Annotated in this window: 23 protein-coding genes; all 23 read left to right on the top strand. The window is 46.5% G+C overall.

Features of this window, described 5'->3' with window-relative positions:
• Positions 1–9 precede the first annotated feature (9 nt).
• Positions 10–2,052, top strand: a complete 2,043-nt coding sequence (flhA, locus tag PMI05_RS07220) for a flagellar biosynthesis protein FlhA (protein WP_007719286.1) — start codon at positions 10–12, stop codon at positions 2,050–2,052.
• Positions 2,049–3,395 carry a flagellar biosynthesis protein FlhF gene (flhF, locus tag PMI05_RS07215; protein ID WP_007719283.1) on the top strand — a complete coding sequence of 449 codons (1,347 nt, stop codon included), beginning with the start codon at positions 2,049–2,051 and terminating at the stop codon, positions 3,393–3,395. Before flhA ends, flhF begins: the two co-directional genes overlap by 4 nt.
• A 4-nt stretch (positions 3,396–3,399) precedes the next feature.
• Positions 3,400–4,263: a MinD/ParA family protein gene (locus tag PMI05_RS07210; protein ID WP_007719281.1), complete on the top strand. Its 864-nt coding sequence runs from the start codon at positions 3,400–3,402 to the stop codon at positions 4,261–4,263.
• Between the two features lie 31 nt (positions 4,264–4,294).
• The gene (locus tag PMI05_RS07205) at positions 4,295–5,401 is read left to right on the top strand and encodes a chemotaxis response regulator protein-glutamate methylesterase (protein WP_007719280.1); all 1,107 of its coding nucleotides are present in this window, start codon (positions 4,295–4,297) and stop codon (positions 5,399–5,401) included.
• Positions 5,402–5,422: 21 nt separating this feature from the next.
• Positions 5,423–7,447: a chemotaxis protein CheA gene (locus PMI05_RS07200; protein ID WP_007719279.1), complete on the top strand. Its 2,025-nt coding sequence runs from the start codon at positions 5,423–5,425 to the stop codon at positions 7,445–7,447.
• Positions 7,448–7,463: 16 nt separating this feature from the next.
• Positions 7,464–7,940 (top strand): chemotaxis protein CheW, encoded by a 477-nt coding sequence (locus tag PMI05_RS07195; RefSeq protein ID WP_007719278.1) that lies wholly within the window; start codon positions 7,464–7,466, stop codon positions 7,938–7,940.
• A gap of 5 nt (positions 7,941–7,945) precedes the next feature.
• Positions 7,946–8,572, top strand: a complete 627-nt coding sequence (locus PMI05_RS07190; RefSeq protein WP_007719277.1) for a chemotaxis protein CheC — start codon at positions 7,946–7,948, stop codon at positions 8,570–8,572.
• The gene (locus PMI05_RS07185) at positions 8,559–9,044 is read left to right on the top strand and encodes a chemotaxis protein CheD (protein WP_007719270.1); all 486 of its coding nucleotides are present in this window, start codon (positions 8,559–8,561) and stop codon (positions 9,042–9,044) included. Before PMI05_RS07190 ends, PMI05_RS07185 begins: the two co-directional genes overlap by 14 nt.
• Before the next feature lie 3 nt (positions 9,045–9,047).
• Complete coding sequence (locus tag PMI05_RS07180) at positions 9,048–9,431, top strand: hypothetical protein (protein WP_007719269.1); 384 nt, start codon at positions 9,048–9,050, stop codon at positions 9,429–9,431.
• A gap of 16 nt (positions 9,432–9,447) precedes the next feature.
• Positions 9,448–10,236 carry a FliA/WhiG family RNA polymerase sigma factor gene (locus PMI05_RS07175; RefSeq protein WP_007719268.1) on the top strand — a complete coding sequence of 263 codons (789 nt, stop codon included), beginning with the start codon at positions 9,448–9,450 and terminating at the stop codon, positions 10,234–10,236.
• Positions 10,237–10,267: 31 nt separating this feature from the next.
• Positions 10,268–11,686, top strand: coding sequence for a DUF342 domain-containing protein (locus PMI05_RS07170; protein ID WP_007719265.1), 1,419 nt, complete (start codon positions 10,268–10,270; stop codon positions 11,684–11,686).
• A gap of 46 nt (positions 11,687–11,732) precedes the next feature.
• The gene (locus PMI05_RS07165; protein WP_007719263.1) at positions 11,733–12,071 is read left to right on the top strand and encodes a hypothetical protein; all 339 of its coding nucleotides are present in this window, start codon (positions 11,733–11,735) and stop codon (positions 12,069–12,071) included.
• A gap of 32 nt (positions 12,072–12,103) precedes the next feature.
• Complete coding sequence (locus PMI05_RS07160) at positions 12,104–12,619, top strand: hypothetical protein (protein ID WP_007719261.1); 516 nt, start codon at positions 12,104–12,106, stop codon at positions 12,617–12,619.
• The gene (locus tag PMI05_RS07155) at positions 12,612–13,289 is read left to right on the top strand and encodes a hypothetical protein (RefSeq protein ID WP_007719259.1); all 678 of its coding nucleotides are present in this window, start codon (positions 12,612–12,614) and stop codon (positions 13,287–13,289) included. Before PMI05_RS07160 ends, PMI05_RS07155 begins: the two co-directional genes overlap by 8 nt.
• 246 nt (positions 13,290–13,535) lie before the next feature.
• A complete protein-coding gene (gene rpsB / locus PMI05_RS07150) occupies positions 13,536–14,246 on the top strand; it encodes a 30S ribosomal protein S2 (protein WP_007719257.1) in 711 nt (236 codons plus the stop codon).
• A gap of 139 nt (positions 14,247–14,385) precedes the next feature.
• On the top strand, positions 14,386–15,273 hold the full coding sequence (gene tsf, locus PMI05_RS07145) for a translation elongation factor Ts (RefSeq protein ID WP_007719256.1): 888 nt from the start codon (positions 14,386–14,388) through the stop codon (positions 15,271–15,273).
• Positions 15,274–15,433: 160 nt separating this feature from the next.
• Positions 15,434–16,156 (top strand): UMP kinase, encoded by a 723-nt coding sequence (pyrH, locus tag PMI05_RS07140; RefSeq protein ID WP_007719254.1) that lies wholly within the window; start codon positions 15,434–15,436, stop codon positions 16,154–16,156.
• 2 nt (positions 16,157–16,158) lie between these two features.
• A complete protein-coding gene (gene frr / locus PMI05_RS07135) occupies positions 16,159–16,716 on the top strand; it encodes a ribosome recycling factor (protein WP_007719252.1) in 558 nt (185 codons plus the stop codon).
• 66 nt (positions 16,717–16,782) lie between these two features.
• Positions 16,783–17,553: an isoprenyl transferase gene (locus tag PMI05_RS07130; RefSeq protein WP_007719249.1), complete on the top strand. Its 771-nt coding sequence runs from the start codon at positions 16,783–16,785 to the stop codon at positions 17,551–17,553.
• Positions 17,554–17,570: 17 nt separating this feature from the next.
• Positions 17,571–18,356, top strand: a complete 786-nt coding sequence (locus PMI05_RS07125; RefSeq protein WP_007719247.1) for a phosphatidate cytidylyltransferase — start codon at positions 17,571–17,573, stop codon at positions 18,354–18,356.
• Positions 18,357–18,396: 40 nt separating this feature from the next.
• Positions 18,397–19,545 (top strand): 1-deoxy-D-xylulose-5-phosphate reductoisomerase, encoded by a 1,149-nt coding sequence (locus PMI05_RS07120; protein ID WP_007719245.1) that lies wholly within the window; start codon positions 18,397–18,399, stop codon positions 19,543–19,545.
• A 43-nt stretch (positions 19,546–19,588) separates the two neighbouring features.
• The gene (gene rseP / locus PMI05_RS07115) at positions 19,589–20,854 is read left to right on the top strand and encodes an RIP metalloprotease RseP (RefSeq protein WP_007719243.1); all 1,266 of its coding nucleotides are present in this window, start codon (positions 19,589–19,591) and stop codon (positions 20,852–20,854) included.
• 55 nt (positions 20,855–20,909) lie between these two features.
• Positions 20,910–21,992, top strand: coding sequence for a flavodoxin-dependent (E)-4-hydroxy-3-methylbut-2-enyl-diphosphate synthase (gene ispG / locus PMI05_RS07110; protein WP_007719240.1), 1,083 nt, complete (start codon positions 20,910–20,912; stop codon positions 21,990–21,992).
• Positions 21,993–21,998: the final 6 nt, after the last annotated feature.

Below are 21,998 nucleotides of genomic sequence, written 5' to 3'. Positions count from 1 at the left end.
GGATAACCAGTGGGATTCAAATTTAAAGAAATTGGTACGATCCTTTTTGTCATAAGCATTGTTGTCATGATGGTAATCCCACTTCCTTCAGCGCTACTTGATTTGCTGTTGATTTTGAATATCTCCCTTGCATTGACCATCTTGCTTGTGTCGATGTATACAAAAGAAACTTTGGAATTCTCGATCTTTCCGACGGTTTTGCTTATTACAACACTTTTTCGACTAGCCTTGAACGTGTCGACGACGAGAAATATTTTATCGCACGGTGAAGGCGGTAAAGTTATTGAAACGTTCGGTAGCTTTGTAGTCGGTGGTAATCAAGTCGTCGGTTTCGTCGTGTTTCTGATCTTGATCATCATTCAATTTATCGTAATCACCAAAGGTTCTGAGCGTGTCGCTGAGGTAGCAGCACGTTTTACGCTCGACGCGATGCCTGGTAAACAGATGAGTATCGACGCCGATCTGAATGCAGGAATGATCACAGAAGCAGACGCACGTGTCCGAAGAAAAAAGATTGAGAACGAAGCTGACTTTTATGGAGCAATGGATGGTGCCAGCAAATTCGTAAAAGGGGACGCCATCGCGGGTATTATCATTTTTATCGTAAATATTATCGGTGGTTTTATCATCGGGATGCTCATTCACGATATGAGCTTTGCCGAGTCTGCCTCTCGATTCACTACCATGTCTGTCGGTGACGCACTGGTGAGCCAGATTCCAGCGCTCTTAATCTCGACCGCAGCGGGTATTATTGTAACGCGTTCTACTTCTGGTGAAGGTCTTGGTGAAGATATCGTCAAGCAAATGTTCAGCTTTCCGCGTCTTCTCTATATCGTAGCCGGATGCATGCTTTTGCTGGGGCTCTTTACACCGATTGGAATTCTGCCTGTACTTCCGGTATGCGGGATAATGGGATTTGCTGCATGGAAAATGGAGAAGAACCAAAAGATGGAAATACAAGAATCCGCCGACAAGGTTGAAGAGCAGCAAATGGAAGAAGTACGCAGTCCAGAAAGCGTCGTGAACCTGTTACAGGTCGATCCGATCGAATTCGAGTTCGGTTATGGCTTAATCCCACTTGCTGATGTGAAGCAGGGAGGAGATCTGTTAGATCGGGTCATTATGATTCGAAGACAAATCGCACTCGAGATGGGAATCGTTGTACCGGTCATTCGTATACGTGACAACATCCAGCTTCGACCGAATGAATACATGATCAAAATAAAAGGCAACCAAGTCGCAAAAGGGGAAATCATGCTGGATCACTATCTGGCGATGAGCCCGGGGATCGAAGATGATTCCATTGTTGGGATAGAAACCGTAGAACCTGCGTTTGGATTGCCTGCATTATGGGTAACAGAAGAGAATAAGGAGATTGCTGAGCTGTCTGGCTATACAGTTGTCGATCCGCCTTCTGTTGTGGCTACACACCTGACAGAGGTCATCAAGCGACATGCCCACGAATTGTTAGGTCGCCAGGAAACAAGGGCCCTGATCGACAATGTACGGGAGACAGCACCGGTTCTCGTAGACGAGCTGATTCCAAGTCTGCTCGCCATTGGGGACGTACAGAAAGTATTGCAAAAGCTGTTGCGTGAAAAAGTGTCTGTTCGAAATCTCCACGTCATCCTTGAAGCACTTGCGGATCAAGCCATGTATACAAAAGATCCAGATGTACTCACAGAATATGTGAGACAGGCGATGGCGAGACAGATCACACTCCAATTTACGGAGCCAGGGCAACCACTTCATGTGCTAACAGCTGGAGCAGGTTTGGAAAAAGCAATCTCTGAACGTGTGGAACAGTCTGAGCAAGGAAGCTATCTGGCGATGGATCCGGAAACGTCTCAGCGAATATTCCAAAACATGTCGACTGAAGTGAGCAAAATGATCAACTCGGGTCAACAGCCGATCATTCTTTCATCACCAGCGGTCCGAATGTACTTACGTCAATTAGTAGATCGCATGATGCCAGACGTTCCCGTTTTGTCGTACAGCGAGCTCGAACCACATGTTGAAGTGCAAAGCGTAGGGATGGTGAACATTTCGTGAGGGTAAAACGTTACATTGTCGATTCGATGCCAGAAGCAATGGAAAAAATCAGGACGGACTTAGGAATGGATGCAGTAATTCTTAATTCCAAGCCGATCAAAACAGGTGGATTGTTCGGGATGTTTGGCAAACAACGAATCGAAGTAATCGCTGCTGTCGATGAAAAGGCATCCGAGCGAGAAAATCCCACAGTAGCAGCTGAACATCGAACCAACAACGTTTTGCCCAAATCGCAGACGGGTACGTACACGGCTGCTCAAGCGTATCGTAGACCGACTGTGACAAAAACATCAGAGAATCAACAAGTTGAATCAACAGGTAGGGAGCAGGTCGTAACCGCGATGACACAAACTGCGGTTGCGACGCCTCCAAAAGAAGAGATCTCAGATACGAGAGTTGTGCAAAAGCAAGGAGAGCCAACTGAGCAGCATGCTCCTGTCACGACATCCCAAGAAAGAGTTTTACCCGCAAGCAATCATGACGCGATTGCCACTGAAATGCGAGATATGCGTCAAATGTTTCAAAAGCTGTTGGTGCATGACTTAAGTGAACAACTTCCTCCGGCGATACAGTCTATTCGTGCAAAGTTATTGAAGCAAGAAGTGACTGAAGAGCTAACAGCGGAAATCATTCGAAAAGTAATGGAAATGCCGCAACCGGGTGAAAAGTGGACGGAGGAGGAAGCGTTTGTGGCATGCCGAACGATCATCACTTCGATGATCGAGCCATATACAGCATCTTCGCCAAAGCTGGGCAAGAACGTACGGTACGCTTTCTTTTTCGGTCCGACTGGGGTTGGAAAAACAACAACCATTGCGAAGCTTGCGGCGAACAGCATGTTGAAGGAAAAACGAAAAATTGGCTTTATCACGGCTGATACGTATCGAATGGCAGCTGTAGAACAATTGAAGACGTACGCAAACATTTTGAATGTCCCGCTGGAAGTTGTCTTTTCACCGAAAGAAATGGCGGCAGCCATGGAACGCTTAAGTGATTGTGACCTCATTTTTGTCGATACGGCTGGACGAAATTTTCGCAACGATGAATACGTGGAAGGCATTCGTGAATTGTTGGAGCATGGAAAAGACAGCGTGAACTACCTAGTACTTAGCTTGAGCTCCAAATTCAACGATATGAAAGCGATCGTCCAAAATTTTGCGGAAGTTCAAGTGAAGCAAGTCATTTTTACAAAAGCGGATGAAACGAACAGCTTTGGCACGATGTTGAATGTTTGTCAGGAGATGAATCTACAGCTCTCGTATGTAACCACAGGTCAAAATGTACCAGATGATATCGTTGTAGCTACACCCGAGATGGTTTCAACGATGATTATGGGAGAGTAAACAGATGCGTGACCAAGCAGAGCAACTCCGTGAGCGGATGCTACAAAACAAGAAGACACGACCAACTAGACTGGTGACAGTGACGAGTGGAAAAGGTGGTGTCGGCAAGTCCAATTTCAGTTTGAATTTTGGGCTTGGTTTGATTGAGAAGGGTCATAAGGCGGTTTTGTTTGACTTGGATCTGGGTCTGGCAAATCTGGATGTATTAATGGGAATTACCCCAAAAAAGCATCTGTTTCATTTGTTAGAGCCAGATACGACTGTTTGGGACATTATCGAGCATGGGCCAGGAGGCTTAGAATTCATCGCGGGTGGTTCTGGATTTACGCAGATTATGCAGTTAGATGATGAGAAGCTAGATCGCTTATTCTCGCATCTGGACCCGTTGCAAGGCTATGCCGACACAATCATTTTTGATACGGGAGCAGGTTTTTCAAAAGAATCCATGCGATTCATGCTCTCCTCTGACGAGGTCATCCTCGTTACCACCCCCGAACCACCAGCGATAACGGATGCATATGCAGTCATTAAGATGCTACACGCACGTAATCCCGCCGTCTCTATTCGATTGGTGATAAACAGAGCGTCTTCGGAGAGAGAAGGAAAGATGACGGCGGACAAGCTTGCGATGGTTTCTAAACGTTTTTTGAATATGGATATTCAGTCGCTTGGATATGTTTCGGATGATCCTTATGTTTCAAAAGCAGTTAAACTGCAACGTCCTTTTCTACTTACATATCCACAATCGCAAGCCGCGAGAAGCATACGAAATCTGGTAGAACGGTATTTGGATGGTCCAGTTACTTCAGATGCTTCTGAAAGTGGTCTCAAAGGGTTTCTTGCGAAGTTGAGGCACTTCATACGATGAGACATAAAAGTAGGAAGGGAGCGACATTCGAATGAGCAAAATCCGCGTTCTCGTCACGGACGATTCTGCATTCATGCGTAAAGTGATTTCGGACATTTTATCTACGGATCCTGAGATTGAAGTGATTGATCGAGCTAAGAATGGACTCGAATGTATTGAAAAATGTAAAGAACTGGCGCCGGATGTTCTCACACTCGACATTGAAATGCCGGTTATGAACGGTTTGGACGCTCTGGAAAAGCTGATGAATGAGTGCCCGGTTCCGATCGTCATGTTGAGCAGCCTGACAAAAGAAGGGGCCGAAGCTACGATTCATGCGTTGGAATTAGGCGCGTTTGACTTTGTAACGAAGCCTTCTGGTCCAATTTCTCTCGACATCCACAAAGTGGGCGATCGTCTTATCGAGCGCGTGAAGGCTGCGGCAGCATCGAAAGTACGTTTGAAAAAGCAGATCTCTCGCGTAGTCAAACCGGTATCTTCAGAATCAAAAGCTGCACCGGCCTCTCCAGTAATACGTACGAAAATACCGAGCCCGCCTGCCGTGATGCGGTCACAAGTGGGTGGAAAGGCAAGACTGGTGGTTTTAGGTACTTCCACGGGTGGTCCTAAAGCATTACAGAGTGTACTGACTGCAATTCCGGCGAATTTTCCGGCACCAATTGCCATCGTTCAACATATGCCAGCAGGTTTCACAAAATCGTTAGCAAATCGGCTAGACTCGTTATGCCAAATTCGAGTAACCGAGGTTGTCGATGGCGAGTATTTGGAAAATGGTACAGCTTACATAGCTCCAGGCGGCTTTCATTTCGAAGTTCGTCAAGTAAATGGGAGACTGCAGGCCTATTTACATCAAGAGGAGCCACGAGGCGGTCACAGACCGTCTGTCGATATCCTGTTTGAATCAGTCAGTCAATTGACAAATGTAGACAAATGGGCAATCATCATGACAGGCATGGGAAATGATGGGACTAAAGGGCTAAAACGCATGAAGGAGCTTGACCGTGTCACAAGCATTGTCGAAGATGAGTCAAGTTGTGTCGTATACGGAATGCCACGAGCAGCGATTCAATCAGGCTTGGCAGACAACGTGGCCCCATTAGAAAAGATTCCAGAGCTGTTGTGCAAGCTCTTGCACTGATTTTTGGGAGGTGGATCACCTATGGATATGAATCAGTATTTGGACATGTTTATTGAGGAGTCAAAGGAACACCTACAGGCAATCAACGCCAACTTGTTACTCTTGGAAAGTGATCCGGGTAATATTGGCCACGTCAAAGAGATTTTTCGTTCCGCTCATACATTGAAGGGTATGTCGGCGACCATGGGCTTTGAAGACATGGCGAGTTTGACTCACGAAGCGGAAAATGTACTTGACCTGATTCGCAATCAGAAGTTAACGATTACTAGTGATATCATGGATGCTATTTTTCAGAGCGTAGATTTGATTGAAGGCATGGTCATCGATATCACAGAAGGTGGAGACGGTTCAGCGGATGTATCCGCTATTGTAACGAAGCTGCGGGCGATTGTAGCTGGAGACTTTTCAGCCGAGCAGGAAGTAGCAGCTGCTACTATGGAAGTGGAAGCACCGCAAGAGGAAAGCACGCCAGCTGAAGATCATGAGCTGGATGATTATGCAATGATGGTCTTGAAGCAGTCTCAGGAGCTCGGAAACAACGTTTTGTGGATCAAAGTGACATTGAATGAAAACTGCTTGCTCAAGGCTGCTCGCTCTTACATGGTTTTTGATCAATTGGAATCCATGGGTGAAGTGATCAAAACGAAGCCAGCTGTTGAAGATATCGAGAATGAGCGATTTGAACAATCGTTTGAAATCGCCTATGTGACGGAGCAATCGATTGAAAAAGTACGTACTACGATTCTTAACATTTCGGAAATCCAAGATGTGACAATCGAAACGATTCAATTGAAGAGTGAAGCTCCACCTGCTCCCGTAGTGCAACAGACACCAGCACCAGCTGAAAAAGGAGCAGCAGAAGCTCCTCAGGCACCTGTGAAGAAGGCGACGGCGGGTGGAAAAACAATTCGTGTGGATATCGAACGCTTGGATATCTTGATGAATCTGTTTAGCGAATTAGTCATTGATCGCGGTCGTTTGGAGCAGTTGGCACGCGAGATCGGAAAGAATGAATTGCAGGAAACCGTGGAGCACATGAGCCGGATTAGTGGCGATTTGCAAAACATCATTCTGACCATGCGCATGGTTCCGGTTGAGCAAGTATTCAATCGTTTCCCACGTATGATTCGTGATCTGCAAAAAGATCTGAATAAAAAAGTGAACCTGGAGATTATCGGTGCGGAGACAGAATTGGACCGTACCGTCATCGACGAAATCGGGGACCCACTCAATCACTTGCTGCGTAACTCGCTTGACCACGGAATTGAGTCTCCAGCAGATCGGAAAAAGGCGGGTAAGCCAGAGGAAGGTAAAATCGAGCTCCGCGCTTTCCACAGTGGGAACCATGTATTTATTGAAGTAAAAGATGATGGTGCTGGAATCAATAAAGATAAAGTTCTCAAAAAAGCGCTTGAGAGAGGCATTGTCAATCCTGCTATTGCAGATAGCATGAGCGACAAGCAAATCCACGAGTTGCTTTTTGCAGCAGGCTTTAGTACCGCGGAAGTTGTTTCTGATATTTCCGGTCGTGGTGTTGGACTGGATGTCGTTAAGTCCAAAATTGAATCGTTGGGCGGTAGTGTCGGCGTAGATTCTGTGCGCGGCCAGGGCACGACTTTCCTCATTCAATTGCCACTTACGCTCTCTATCATTTCAGCGATGCTGGTACAAGTGAAAGATGAGAAGTACGCTGTCCCACTGAGCTCCATCATTGAGACGGCTGTATTTAAAAAAGATCAAATCATGATGGCTCACCGCCAAAAAGTGATCGACTTCCGGGGACGTGTAGTTCCGCTCGTTTCGCTGCAGGACATTTTCCAAGTGCCTGATAATGGGGAAACGATGGAAGATGAAGTGGCAGTCGTCATCGTACGTAAAGGTGAGAAAATGGCAGGCCTAGTCGTCGATTCGTTCATCGGCCAACAAGAGATTGTTCTAAAATCTCTCGGCAAATATTTGGTTAATGTATTTGCTATTTCAGGTGCAACGATTCTGGGAGATGGTCAGGTCGCGCTCATCATAGATTGTAACTCGCTGATTAAGTAGAAGGAGGGGCAGCCACATGCTCGATCAAAAAGAAGTCATTAGCGAAGTGAAAGTGATTGTCTTTCGATTGAAGGACGAAGAGTACGGCGTAGAGGTTCATCAGGTCAAATCCATTGAAAAGCTGGAGCACATCACAAGAGTTCCTCGAACGCCTAGTTTCGTCAAAGGGGTTATAAATCTGCGTGGTGTTGTGACACCGATTATTGACCTGCGCAATCGCTTTAGTCTCGAAGAAAGCGTCTATTCCGAAGCAACTCGAATCATTATCGTGGCCGTAGGTGAGTTGGAAGTGGGTCTCATTGTAGATGCTGCTAACGATGTTATCGATATACCAGTTGATGCGATTGAACCGCCTCCAGAGGTTGTTGGAGGAGTGGAAGCTGCTTATTTGCGAGGCGTCGCTAAACTGGATAAACGACTGTTAATCCTCTTAAACCTCGATAAAGTATTGAGCACTGAGGAAATCAAGCAGTTGGACGCAATTGAGGGGTAAGTAAAATGGGCGATTTTACGAAGTTTGGGGATTTCCAATTTGACGTTTTACGGGAAATCGGGAATATTGGTGCTGGTCACGCTGCCACGGCTCTCTCCAAGCTCATACAAAAAGAAATCGATATGAAAGTTCCACAAGTCAAGATTATCCCCTTCGACGAAGTTGCAGATTGTGTAGGAGGAGCGGAAACTGTAGTAGTGACCGTCTTCCTCCGGGTTGAAGGTGATTGTCCAGGGAACATGTTTTTCATCCTTGATTTGGATTCTGCCAAGCACCTGCTCGAACAAATTACAGGAATTAATAAAGATGTGTACGAGTGGGAAGAGCTGGAGATCTCAGCGTTGCATGAGATTGGCAACATCTTAACAGGTTCTTATCTTTCATCGTTAGCTGATTTTACACAATTAAATTTACAGCCGTCCGTGCCTGCACTCGCTGTGGATATGGCTGGAGCTATTCTAAGTTATGGATTAATAGCGTTGGGTCAAGCGGGTGACTTTGCCCTCACGATTGACACCGCTTTTTTCGAAGGCAATGAGCAAGTAAAAGGGAACTTTTTCTTAATTCCTGATCCTGAATCGCTCCCAATACTATTTCGTTCATTAGGGGTTCCGTTCGATGGAGATTATTAAGATAGGGATGGCTGATCTTGGTGTGGCAAAGCCGCCGAGTAAGCTCCGAACTACCGGTTTAGGTTCTTGCGTAGGGGTAGTGCTCTACGATCATATCCATAAAATTGCAGGTATGGCACATGTTATGCTTCCAGAATCGTCTTTGGCTAAAAGCGGGGAGCTAACGATAGGCAAGTATGCGGATACAGCAATCCCCCATCTGATTCAGTTGATGGTGAAGGCTGGCGCGGAGACCAGACACACAGTTGCGAAATTGGCTGGCGGTGCACAAATGTTCGCATTTTTAGGGAATAATGACACCATGCGGATTGGGCCTCGGAATGTAGAGGCATGCAAACTTGCATTGAAGGATGCTCATATAAAGATCGTGGCAGAAGATACAGGGGGAAACTGCGGTCGGACAATAGAGTTAGATGCCACAAACGGCATTCTTCAAATCAGGACCGTAAATCAAGGTGTGAAGGAAGTATAACAAATGTTAGGAACCATTTGGATTAATTTTGGATTAGGAATGCTCGCATTTCTTGTGACGCTGGGTACGGCTGTGGCGAGTAATGTCTGGCTCGTATCACTGGAGAGAGCAGGTATCGCATTTGTCCTATTCTTCCTCGCCGCATTTCCAATTCGTTGGCTGCTCGCAACGTTCATACAGTCATCTACTCCACCAATGGTTACGGACACGCTAGAGGGGACGAGCTCTCCTCTAGCAGAAGGTGGAGTCGTTCTGGAAATTGGACAACACTTGGAACAGGAAGATCAAACATTTGCACCACTCTCAATCAACAAGATGGAAAGGATTCAGCCTACTGAGGATCCAGCCACCGTTGCAGAGGTCGTTAGGCGCTTATCAGATGAGTAAAGGTTGGTGACTATTCGTGGCACGGCTAACCAGTCAAGAAAAAGCAAAAGAGTTCGATAAATGGGTCATGTGGAAGCAAGAGGGAAGTCGCGAGGCGGAGGTCGACTTGATCACGCGGTTTTTGCCACTAGTAGATAAGGTGGCAAATCGGTTGGCAATTAATCTGCCAGCAAATGTGGACAAGGATGACTTGATTAGTTATGGGCGCTTTGGGCTATTGGACGCTTTGGCTAAATTCGATCATACCCGGGGTCTCCAATTTGAGACGTACGCCATGTGGCGGATTCGTGGTGCAATGATCGATGGACTACGCGAGAACGACTGGATCCCTCGTACTGTTCGAGACAAGGCCAAAAAAATCGAAGAAGCATACACCACCTTGGAACAGCAAATGCTGCGAATGCCAACCGATCAAGAAGTGTCTGATTATCTGGGAATAAGCAAAAAGGAGCTTCAACAGGTTTTCTTGGAAACCTCTCTTGCCAGCATGGTTTCTATCGATGAGGCAGTAGGGGATGAGGACGAACAAAAAACGGCAAGACATTCGTATATCATCGACGAGCTCACACCTCGCCCTGAAAACGTGGCGGAAGTATCCAGCTTAAAAGAGGTTCTTGTAACGGTCATCGACAAATTGCCTGAAAAGGAACGTTTGGTAGTCTCCTTGTTTTATTTTGAAGAAATGACCTTATCAGAAATTGCGGAAATCATGAGCTTGTCACCTTCAAGAATATCCCAGTTGCACTCCAAAGCTCTTTTCCGACTTCGTTCTGCGTTGTCCAGATGGAAATCGCAATTGATGTAAGGGGACATTACCCAAGCTTGAGAGGGGTAGAATGATGGAAGGGATCGGGAATTATAAATTAGAAGTAAAAATTTCAGCTGATAAATTGGAGGCTGAGTTACTTCTCCGTATGGACGAACAAGATATCGACGATATTGTCGTCTTGGAAACAGATGTATACAAAGTATTACAGACAAGCAATGTGAAGTATGGAATTCTCCACGATGTAGTTCAGAACTTATGTACCTTACCCGCGAAGTATGCAAACGCGAGAGTAAAGGTTGCTCAAGGGATTGCACCTGTGGCCGGAACCGATGGGACTATCGAGTACCCCTATTTGGCATCTATTAATGAAGGGGAAGGTCCAAGAGAGCTAGAGGATGGCCGGGTTGATTTTTATAATGTGACGACAATCCCAAATGTGGCAAAAGGGCAACTCTTGGCACGTAAAATATCAGCAAGCCAGGGACAACCAGGCACAGCAGTTACCGGAGAGCCCATCGCTCCCAAAGCCGGCAAGGAAATAAACATAAAGCCTGGGAAAAATGTTGTGCTTAATCAAGAGCGGACAATGCTATACGCCGCTATTGACGGACAAGTCTCCTTTACGGAACAGGCAAAAATGAACGTGTTTCCCGTATTTGAAGTAAACGGGGATGTTGATTTTGGTGTTGGCAATATTGATTTTGTGGGAACGGTGGTCATTCGCGGGAACGTATTGAATGGCTTTCGCGTAAAGTCATCAGGAGATATACGCGTACTTGGTAGTGTAGAAGGGGCCGAGTTGTACGCGGAAGGCTCCATTGAAATCAAAAGCGGGATTGTTGCCCAGGACAAGGGCTGCATTGTTGCGGGGAAAGATGTCCGGACATCCTTTATCCAAAACGCCAATGTAACGGCTGGCAATCAAGTGATTGTTTCTCAAAGCATCATGTTCTCAACCGTACGAGCCGGAAAGCAAATCATTTGCAAAGGGGCTAAAGGCTTCATCATTGGCGGCGTGTTGCAAGCTGGGGAAAAGATTGTGGCTCGAGTATTTGGGAACAGCAGCGCCACTCCTACGATACTCGAAGTAGGAGTAAAACCGGAATTAAGACAAGAACTGGCGAACATTCAAAAAGAACTACAAAATGTGTATGAAAATTTACGCAAAACAGATCAAGGCCTGGGCGTTATAAATCAGATCCTTCAAGCCAGCAAAGAACTTCCAGCAGACAAACGTCTCATGCAAATCAAGCTAACCAATACTCGTCTGGTTCTGGAAAAAGAAAGCAAGGAATTAGAAGCACGCAGAAATGATATTGAACTCGAGCTGAAAGGGGAAGGACCAGCAGCTATTGAGGCATATCATGTGATGTATCCAGGAATTAAAATGACGTTTGGAAAACTGGTGCACTTTATCAAGCACGAGTATGCGAGAACGCGATTTATTGTGCTGGACGGTGAAATTAGCACAGCAACTCTTATCTAATCCAGGATGCTTACATACTTAGTGTGACAGAGGGAGTTGGGGCCATATGAGTTTGAAAGCGGTTGAATTGCAGGTAGCAATACCACGCACGCTAGAAGTCGGCCGAATTCAGGAGCATCAGCAACAACGAACCATGCATGAACAACAATCAATGATTGATCAGCGAAGAGACCTGGATGAACATATGCGCCAGCGCCCGAGCGATCTTGAGCAATCACAAAAGAACCAGATACGCGAACGAGAAAAAAAGCAAGGACAGCAAGAGCATCAGGACAAAAAAGAATCCGCTGGAAGTCAATTGTCCGAATCGAGCGAAGGTGTATCTACGAATGCTGATCTCATGAGAGATCCATTGCGTGGACGTATTATAGATATTTCTTTATAAACGAAGTCAAGCCAGAAATAAAGGTGGACAACATGGACGTAGTGTATCCCATCCTGATTGGAGCAGGAATGATCAGCATGCTTCTTGCTTTTGTCATTAAAAAGAAGCAGCCTGTTGACTCCTTTTCCTCAATACCGACACAACGCACGACGGACAAGGACGAGCTCGAAAAAAGCGTTCAGCGTCTTCAAAAACAGGTAAAGCAAGAAACCAATCTTCTTGCTGCAGAATGGCAGGAAATGAGAGCGGATCTTCTCGAGGATATCGCTAGTTTGAGCAAGCGATTAGACAATGTGGAAGAACAATGGCAAAAGAGTGAAACTCATAAGCAAGAAGCTCCAAAGGATACGAATAGGATAGAACCAGCACCTCAAGCTCAAGAGGTGGATATGCTGGCACTGCGAGAACGTTATCGCCGTGCCTTTGAGCTGAGTAAAGAAGGTTTGTCTCGGGATGAGATCGCAAAACGGCTCAGTGCCGGCAGAGGGGAAATCGATTTGATCTTTTCCTTGGCTGACAGGCATGAACGAGGTCTTGCCGATGCGTAAACAAGAGCTATTATTTGGATTTGGAGCAGGACTTATTGTGGCTACCTCCATTATCGGACTGTTAGCGCCTAAGCAAACTGCGCAAGCCCCAGCCATGACTGTCGATCAAATGAAAGTAGCTGCACAAGAGCTGGAAATGGTCGTACTTACTGCAGAAGAGTACAAACAGTGGCAGGAAGAAAAGAAAGTGAACGTAAAGCCAGCTCCTGGAGTGCCTAAGGCGCCAGTTGCGCCAAAGGTAAGTCAAACAGTGGCGCCTGTGACAAAGCAACCGCAGACGCCAGCTGTACAGCCTACGACACCTGCAACTTCATCAGAGCAAAAGGTGATTTCGCCAACGAATCCAGTGAGTAAGGACGGCCAGCCTACTCCAACCGTACCGAATACGCAGACACTAACGTCACCCAATACGGTAGCTCCTAAAGCTCCGACAGTGGAAGCACCAGTAGCAGACAAGAAGGTATCTTTCACTGTTCCTTACAAAGCAACTGCAGAGGATGTAGCGCAGGTTCTAGTCAAGGAAGGAATTCTTCCTGCCGACAATCAATTTGTGGCCCAGCTACGTGCAAGCGACAAGCTAAATCGTATTCGTGTCGGTACCTATGAAGTGTCGACCGCCGCTAAGGAAGCAGATATCGTCAAGTTGATAACAACTCCGCCTAAAAAATAGGCGGTTTTTTCAATGTAAGCAAATATGTCCATTTGTCGTCTGCCAAGAAGGGTCAAAACTTTTTTTACGAAATAAATGGAATTCGTTTGTTGCAATTGAAACTCCCATATGATATATTCATTTACGGTGTTGAAATCGCACGTCCACCAATTCCGGCAACGGTGCTGCCTATGGCAGAATTGCTTGGAAAATGCGGTGAGACGGAGGTAGGCATCACAAAAACCATTTTTGAAGGAGGTGTGAAATATGGCAGTAATTTCGATGAAACAATTGCTCGAGGCTGGTGTACACTTCGGTCACCAAACTCGTCGTTGGAACCCGAAAATGGCTCGCTATATCTTCACCGAACGTAACGGAATCTACATTATCGACCTACAAAAAACCGTTAAAAAAGTAGAGGAAGCGTACAACTTCGTACGTGAACTCGCTCAAGACGGCGGTAAAGTGCTCTTCGTTGGTACGAAGAAACAAGCACAAGAATCCGTTAAAGAAGAAGCAGAACGCACAGGTCACTACTTCATCAACCAACGTTGGTTGGGTGGTACTTTGACAAACTTCTCTACTATCAAAAAACGTACTTCTCGCTTGGCTGAGCTGAAGCGTATGGAAAACGATGGTACTTTCGAAGTGTTGCCTAAGAAAGAAGTTATCGTTCTGCGCAAAGAAATGGATCGTCTGGAAAAATTCTTGGGCGGTATCGCTCACATGGATAAACTGCCTGACGCTCTGTTCGTTATCGATCCTCGTAAAGAGCGCATCGCTGTAGCAGAAGCTCGTAAATTGGGTATCCCAATCGTAGCGATCGTAGACACTAACTGCGATCCAGATGAAATCGATTATGTGATCCCAGGTAACGATGACGCAATTCGCGCTGTGAAATTGCTCACTGCTAAAATGGCAGACGCTCTGCAAGAAGGAAACCAAGGTACAGAGCAACAAGCAACAACAACTGCGTAAGCATGTGTGTTAAAGGGTGGACTGAGGGTGTCAGAACCCCCGTCCATCCTTTTTTGCTGATTAGCGTCGCTGAGGTGTTAGCAGGCGGCTTGCTTTTCGACTATAATAGGATCGTAACTTTCCGAGGAGGTTTCACTCAATGGCAATTAGTGCACAAGCGGTTAAAGAACTGCGCGAGCGTACAGGCGCAGGTATGATGGATTGCAAACGCGCGTTGGAAGAAACAGCAGGCGACATGGAAAAAGCAATTGACTTGCTCCGTGAGCGCGGTGTAGCGAAAGCAGCGAAAAAATCCGGACGTATTGCAGCAGAAGGTTTGACTGCAACTGCAGTAGCTGGAAACGTTGCAGCAGTTGTAGAAGTAAACTGCGAAACTGACTTCGTTGGTAAAAACCCTGAGTTCCAAACACTTGTTAAAGATATCGCTGAGCACGTTGTATCCCAACGTCCTGCATCTGTTGAAGAAGCTTTGGAGCAACCTTTCAAAGGTGCTGGCGAGACTTTGGGTCATGTAATCAACGAGAAAATCGCGACTATCGGAGAAAACATCTCCTTCCGTCGTTTTGCACTCTCCGAGAAATCCGACAACGGCGCTTTCGGTGCTTACCTGCACATGGGTGGTCGTATTGGTGTTCTGGTTACTTTGGAAGGTACACAAGACGAAACACTGGCTCGCGACCTGGGTATGCACGCAGCAGCGTCTAACCCTCGTTTTGCTAACCGTGATGAAGTTTCCGCTGATGAGATCGAGCGCGAGCGTGAAGTTCTGAAAAACCAAGCATTGGCTGAAGGTAAACCTGCTAACATCGTTGAGAAAATGGTAGAAGGTCGCCTCTCCAAATTCTTCGAAGAATACGTACTGGTTGAGCAACCATTCGTAAAAGATACTGACAAGAAAGTAGCTGTTCTGTTGAAAGAAGCAGGTGCTACCTTGAAAGGATTCGCTCGCTTCCAAGTAGGCGAAGGTATCGAGAAGAAACAAGAAGACTTCGCAGCTGAAGTAATGGCTCAAGTTAATAAGCAATAATAAATGTTATAGGGAACACCTTCGTGTTCCCTATTTTCAAAGCGAGAGTTTCACTTTGTGTGAAACTTTCTGCATGTAAATAGCAAGTGTGTACCTGTTCCCAATTAGAAGGAATGAAGACTGGGCACAGAGAATGATTCATGAATGGAGGCCGTTTCACATGCCACTTCCTGCCTATAAACGGGTTGTGTTAAAGTTGAGTGGGGAAGCTTTGGCGGGGGACTTAGGGTATGGTATTGACCCAAAGGTTATTTTCTCCGTCGCTAACCAGATCAAGGAAATCGTAGAATTGGGTGTACAAGTCGCAGTAGTCGTCGGAGGAGGTAACATCTGGCGCGGACTTTCCGGCAGCTCTAAAGGAATGGATCGGGCAACAGCCGATTACATGGGGATGCTGGCCACAATTATGAACTCACTCGCCTTGCAGGATGGGTTAGAAAAAGTGAACGTCCCGACTCGTGTTCAAACTTCGATTGAGATGAGACAGGTAGCAGAACCATACATACGGCGTCGTGCCATTCGTCATTTAGAAAAAATGCGCGTGGTCATCTTCGCTGCAGGTACTGGTAACCCTTACTTTTCAACGGATACGACTGCTGCTCTGCGTGCAGCTGAGATTGAAGCTGAAGTAATCCTGATGGCGAAAAATAAGGTAGACGGTGTGTACTCTGCAGACCCAAGCCTTGACCCGAACGCCAAGAAGTACGATCAGTTGACATTCCTGGAAGTGCTGAACAAAGGTTTAGGTGTCATGGATTCAACAGCATCCAGCCTGTGCATGGATAACAGTATCCCATTGATCGTCTTTAACATTTCTGAAGAAGGCAATATTCGTCGGGCAGTAATGGGCGACAAAATCGGTACTCTAGTGAAAGGGGAATAATTATGCCACAATCTGTGCTAAAAGACATGGAAGATCGCATGAATAAAGCGATCAATGCTTTGAAAAAAGACATGTCCAGCCTGCGTGCAGGACGTGCGAACCCAGCTATGCTGGACCGCGTAACAGTAGACTACTACGGCACTCCAACGCCGATTAGCCAATTGGCTAACATCAGCGTACCAGAACCACGTATGTTGACTATCCAGCCATGGGATAAAACAGCGCTCAAAGAAATTGACCGTGCGCTGCAGCAATCGGATTTGGGAATTTCTCCATCCAACGATGGCGTGATTATCCGCCTGATGATTCCTCCACTCACAGAAGAGCGTCGCAAAGAGCTCGTGAAGCTGGCTGGAAAAGGTGGAGAAGAAGCAAAGGTAGCCATTCGTAACATCCGTCGTGATGCAAACGATGAAATTAAAAAGCTGGAAAAGGCTGCTACCATTTCTGAAGACGATTCCCGTCGTCACCAAGAAACTATCCAAAAAACAACGGATAAATTCATTGCTGAAGTTGACAAGGTCGTCAAGGACAAAGAGAAAGACATTTTGGAAGTATAGGTAATGGTAATCCCCCTCGTTTGAGGGGGATGTACGTCTATATCTCTCATTACGGGGGAACACTTTATGTTAGAACATCTGGCGCGCAAATGGGGCCGCAAAGAAAAACAATCGGAGCCAGCCGAGTTCGATCGTTCCGGTAAAATTCCGGAGCATGTGGCAATTATTATGGATGGCAACGGTCGTTGGGCCAGTAAGCGCAGTTTACCCCGGGTTGCCGGGCACCGAGCAGGTATGAAAGCAGTAAAAGAAGTCGTGAAGGTTGCAGACGAGATCGGCGTTCGTTATATGACGATGTACGCATTCTCTACCGAAAACTGGAAGCGTCCACGCGATGAAGTGGATTTTCTCATGAAACTTCCGCAGGAATTTTTGTCGACAGAATTGGATGAATTAATAGAACGTGGTGTCCGCATACGCATGTTGGGCAGTAAAAACGAGCTGCCTTCTCATACGTTGAAAGCGCTGCTGGAAGCAGAAGAAAAAACGAAGGACAATAGCGGTTTGCAATTGAATTTTGCCTTGAATTATGGTGGGCGTGATGAACTTGCAAAAGCATTTTCAGTGATGGCTGCACAAGTAAAAGCAGGTGAGCTTCAACCAGAGCAACTGACTGAGGAATTGATATCGAGCCACCTGTATACAAGCGAAATTCCCGATCCAGACCTCTTGATTCGCACAAGTGGGGAGATTCGCTTGAGTAACTTTATGCTGTGGCAATTGGCATATACAGAATTATGGTTTACGGATGTGCTATGGCCTGATTTTACCCGTGAACATTTTTATCAAGCAATCGTGGAATACCAAGGCCGAGCTCGTCGCTACGGGGCGGTATAGCCGAGAGGTGGAATCAGTTGAAGCAACGTATAATAACAGGCCTGATTGGTGGGGCTGGTTTTCTATTATTGATGTATGCTGGTGGAGTTTGGTACTCACTATTGGTGTTTTTACTGGCTGTCATTGGCTATTTTGAATTTATGAGAATGGCTGGCATTCAGTCATTTTATTTGGCAGGATTGCTCGGATATGTATTGATGTTAAGCATTTTGTGGCCGTCTCTATTATTTTCGGATTGGCTCAGTATCAGCATGCCGGATCTGATGCTGCCCGTCATCCTGCTCTTGTTGATTTACTCCGTTTTACGGAAAAATCAGTTTCACATTGAACACGTCGCCCTTACGTTGGTGGGGGCGTTATACATAGGCTACGGTTTTACTTATATGGCCGCTACCCGAAACCTACCTGAAGGATTCATGCTTACGGTCATGGTCATTATGGGAATCTGGTCGACTGATTCGGGCGCCTATTTTGTCGGAAAAGCAATAGGTAAGCGTAAACTGTGGCCAGAAATAAGTCCAAACAAGACGGTGGAAGGGGCCTTAGGAGGTCTCGTCGCTTCTGTCTTGATTGTTCTTTCCATCAATGCAAGCTTTGGACATTTTGCGATTGATCAAGCTTTGACAATCGCACTTGTTGCGGGGATCGTCGGGCAATTGGGGGATCTGGTTGAGTCGGCTTTCAAGAGACATTTCCATGTAAAAGATTCAGGACAGCTCATTCCGGGTCACGGGGGCGTTTTGGATCGCTTTGATAGTTTTTTGCTCGTCTTTCCGGTTCTACATCTATTAGGTATTGTCTAAAACCTTTTGCATATAGAAAGAGATATAGAGGGTGAAATCCGTGAAAAAAATAGCGCTCTTAGGTTCAACGGGGTCAGTTGGAACGAGCACGCTTGAAGTCGTAGACCTGCATCCCGAGGATTTTTCGGTGGTGGCTATGGCTGCTGGAACAAACGTCGATCTATTGACGCGCCAGGTGGAAAAGTTCAAGCCCGAGCTCGTGTCTGTAGGAAATGAGAAGGCTGCCGTTGAACTGCGAGAAAGATTGGCGGGCAAGTCTCATCCAGAAATCGTTTACGGGGCGGAAGGATTGGAACTGGTTGCCCGTCATGAAGCTGCCAATTTCGTTATGACCGCTGTTGTCGGCAGTGTAGGGGTCGCACCTACACTCGCCGCGATTGAGGCGGGAAAAACAATTGGACTGGCCAACAAAGAGACACTAGTGAGCGCTGGCCCTGTCGTCATGAAACGAGCGAAAGAAAAAGGTGTATCGATTATTCCAGTAGACAGCGAGCATTCAGCTGTCTATCAATGTCTGCAAGGCGAACGCAAGGAAGATGTGGCGCGGGTTATTTTGACCGCTTCAGGCGGTTCCTTTCGTCACCTCTCTCGCGAGGATCTACAGCAAGTGACAGTAGAGCAGGCATTGGCTCATCCGAATTGGAGCATGGGTGCAAAAATTACCATCGATTCTGCTACCATGATGAACAAAGGTTTTGAAGTGATCGAGGCTCATTGGCTGTTCGATTTACCTTATGAGCAAATCGAATGCGTATTGCATTATGAAAGTATCATACACTCTATGGTAGAATACAAAGACAGAGCGGTCATGGCCCAACTCGGTACGCCGGATATGAAGGTTCCGATTCAGTACGCCATGAGCTATCCCATCAGAAAAGAACTACCTACGGAACCGCTTGATTTGGTCAAGATCGCCACGCTTCATTTTGCAGCCATGGATTATGAGCGTTATCCTCTGTTAAAATTAGCGTATGAGTGCGGCATGGCAGGAGGTACGCATACTGCAGTACTGAATGCAGCCAATGAAGTCGCAGTTGATAGGTTCTTGAAGGGAGCGATCCGTTTTTTAGACATCGAAAAGGTCGTCCGAAAAACATGCGAAGCTCACCCTGGTGTAGCGAGTCCGGAGCTTGCAGATATTTTTGCAGCTGATGAATGGGCACGCTCTTATGCGCTCGTCTCCATCTAAGGAATATGAGTGTTAGATACTTGACAGAAAGGTGGCTGTTCACTTGCCTTTGCCCAACCTGGATTCCGTTGAATCAATTCTCGCGATTGTAGTTGTATTTGGGGTACTTGTCTTTGTGCACGAACTAGGACACTTCCTTCTGGCCAAGAAGGCAGGGATCTTATGTCGTGAATTTGCACTGGGAATGGGGCCAAAAATTTTTCGCGTGAAGCGGGGAGAAACGGAATACACCTTACGCCTGTTACCCATCGGTGGTCTTGTTCGCATGGCGGGGGAAGACCCGGAGATGGATATGTTGAAACCGCACATGGAAGTAAGCGTGGAGCGAGATGCGTTAGGAAAGGTCACACATATTTTGCTCGATGGGCCAAGTTCTGGTTCTACTCGTGCGATCACTGGTACGGTGGTACAATTTGATCTGGAGCAAAATTTAAATATCGTGCTTGAACTAGATGGAGAGCAGAAGACGTTTGCTGTTCATCCACAAGCTCAGCTGGTCAAGGATGGACAAGAAGTACAGATTGCCCCTCTGAACAGACAGTTCAAAGGCAAGACAGTTTCACAACGTTTTTGGGCGATTTTTGCAGGACCTGCAGCCAACTTTTTGCTGGCGTTTGTTTTGTTTATCGCGATCGGCTTCTTGTACGGCGTACCGAATGGCAGCTATCTGGGGAATGTGATCCCGGGAGGACCTGCTGCTCAAGCTGGATTATTGCCAGGTGATAAGGTGATCGCGATTCAAGGTCAGCCTGTATCCTCGTGGAAAGACGTTGTAGAGAAGATTAGCAAAGCGCCGGAACAACAATTAACATTTGAGTACGAGCGCAATGGCCAGCGTATGACTGTGCCAGTTAAAGTAGGGAAAGACGAAAACAACGTGGGCAAAATCATGGTAACCAATGCACTCACGTTTGCCCCAGGAGAAGTTCTCAAATACGGTGCAACCTCCACTTACGAGTTTACGATGATGATCCTGAAAAGCTTGGGAATGCTCGTAACGGGTGAATACGGACTGAAGGACTTGAGTGGTCCAGTCGGTATTTTCAAGATGACTGGAGAGGTTGCTCAACAAGGTATGGCGATTCTTTTGAAATGGGCTGCAGTATTGAGCATTAACCTCGGATTGTTCAATCTGTTGCCGCTGCCAGCCTTGGATGGCGGACGTCTCGCATTCTTGGGAGTAGAGGCGCTGCGTGGTCGACCTGTTGACCCGCATAAAGAAGGAATGGTTCATTTCTTGGGCTTTGCATTTTTGATGTTGCTGATTTTGGTAGTGACGTGGAATGATTTGCAACGATTGTTCTCCTAATCACGTACTAACACGATAGAGAGAAAAACAGACATACCTAAAAGGATGGTGCAAAATGTTCAAGCGCGAGGAGACGAAACCGGTTTTTGTAGGTGGAGTGCAAATCGGGGGCCAAAAAAGCGTAGTCATCCAGTCGATGACGACAGCAGACACGCGTGATGTTGAGAAAACTCTGGCTGAGATTCAGAGACTGCACGATGTCGGTTGCCAAATTGTTCGCTTGGCCGTCATCAATGAAGATGCAGCCCGTGCCATCAAAAAAATTAAAGAACGCTCCCCGTTGCCGCTCGTTGCCGACATTCATTTCGACCACAAGCTGGCATTGATTGCGCTGGAGAGCGGGATTGATAAAATTCGTATTAACCCAGGAAACATCGGTTCAAAAGAAAAAACGCAACGTGTAGTGGAAGCGTGCCGCGAGCGCAATGTTCCGATCCGTATCGGGGTCAACTCCGGTTCAGTAGAGAGAAGACTTTTGGAAAAATACGGTTACCCTTCTCCGGAAGCGATCGTAGAAAGTGCGATAGACCACGTGCAAATTCTCGAAGACTTGAACTACGACAACATCGTCATTTCCTTGAAGTCTTCCGATGTTCCAACGATGATCCAAACATATTCGTTGATGGCACAGAAACGCAACTATCCGCTGCACGTCGGTGTAACAGAAGCAGGTACACAGTTCTCCGGCAGCATTAAGTCTTCAGTTGGAATCGGAACGGTATTGTCGATGGGAATCGGTGACACCATTCGCGTATCCCTGACGGCTGATCCTGTTGAAGAAATTAAAGTAGCAAAACAAATCCTTCGCAGCTTGGATATCGTGAACAACGATCCAGTGGTCATTGCATGCCCATCTTGCGGTCGATGCGCAATTGACCTAATCGGCTTGGCAACAAAAGTCGAGGATGCCATTTCCACGCTGAAAGTACCGTTAAAAGTAGCGGTAATGGGTTGCGCGGTAAATGGCCCTGGTGAAGCTCGTGAAGCAGATGTAGGCGTTGCCGGCGGAAATGGCGAGGGCTTGATTTTCCGTAATGGTGAAATTGTTCGGAAAGTAAAAGAAACCGAGTTGTTTGAAGAGCTGATGAAAGAAATTAACGAAATAGTAAACGAGCAAAAACCTACAACTGTAGGATAATGCACG

Origin of the sequence: Brevibacillus sp. BC25 (assembly GCF_000282075.1) — a bacterium.
GTDB lineage: Bacteria > Bacillota > Bacilli > Brevibacillales > Brevibacillaceae > Brevibacillus.
The sequence above is the reverse complement of the archived record's forward strand: the minus strand, read 5'-3'. Positions and strand labels throughout refer to the sequence as shown.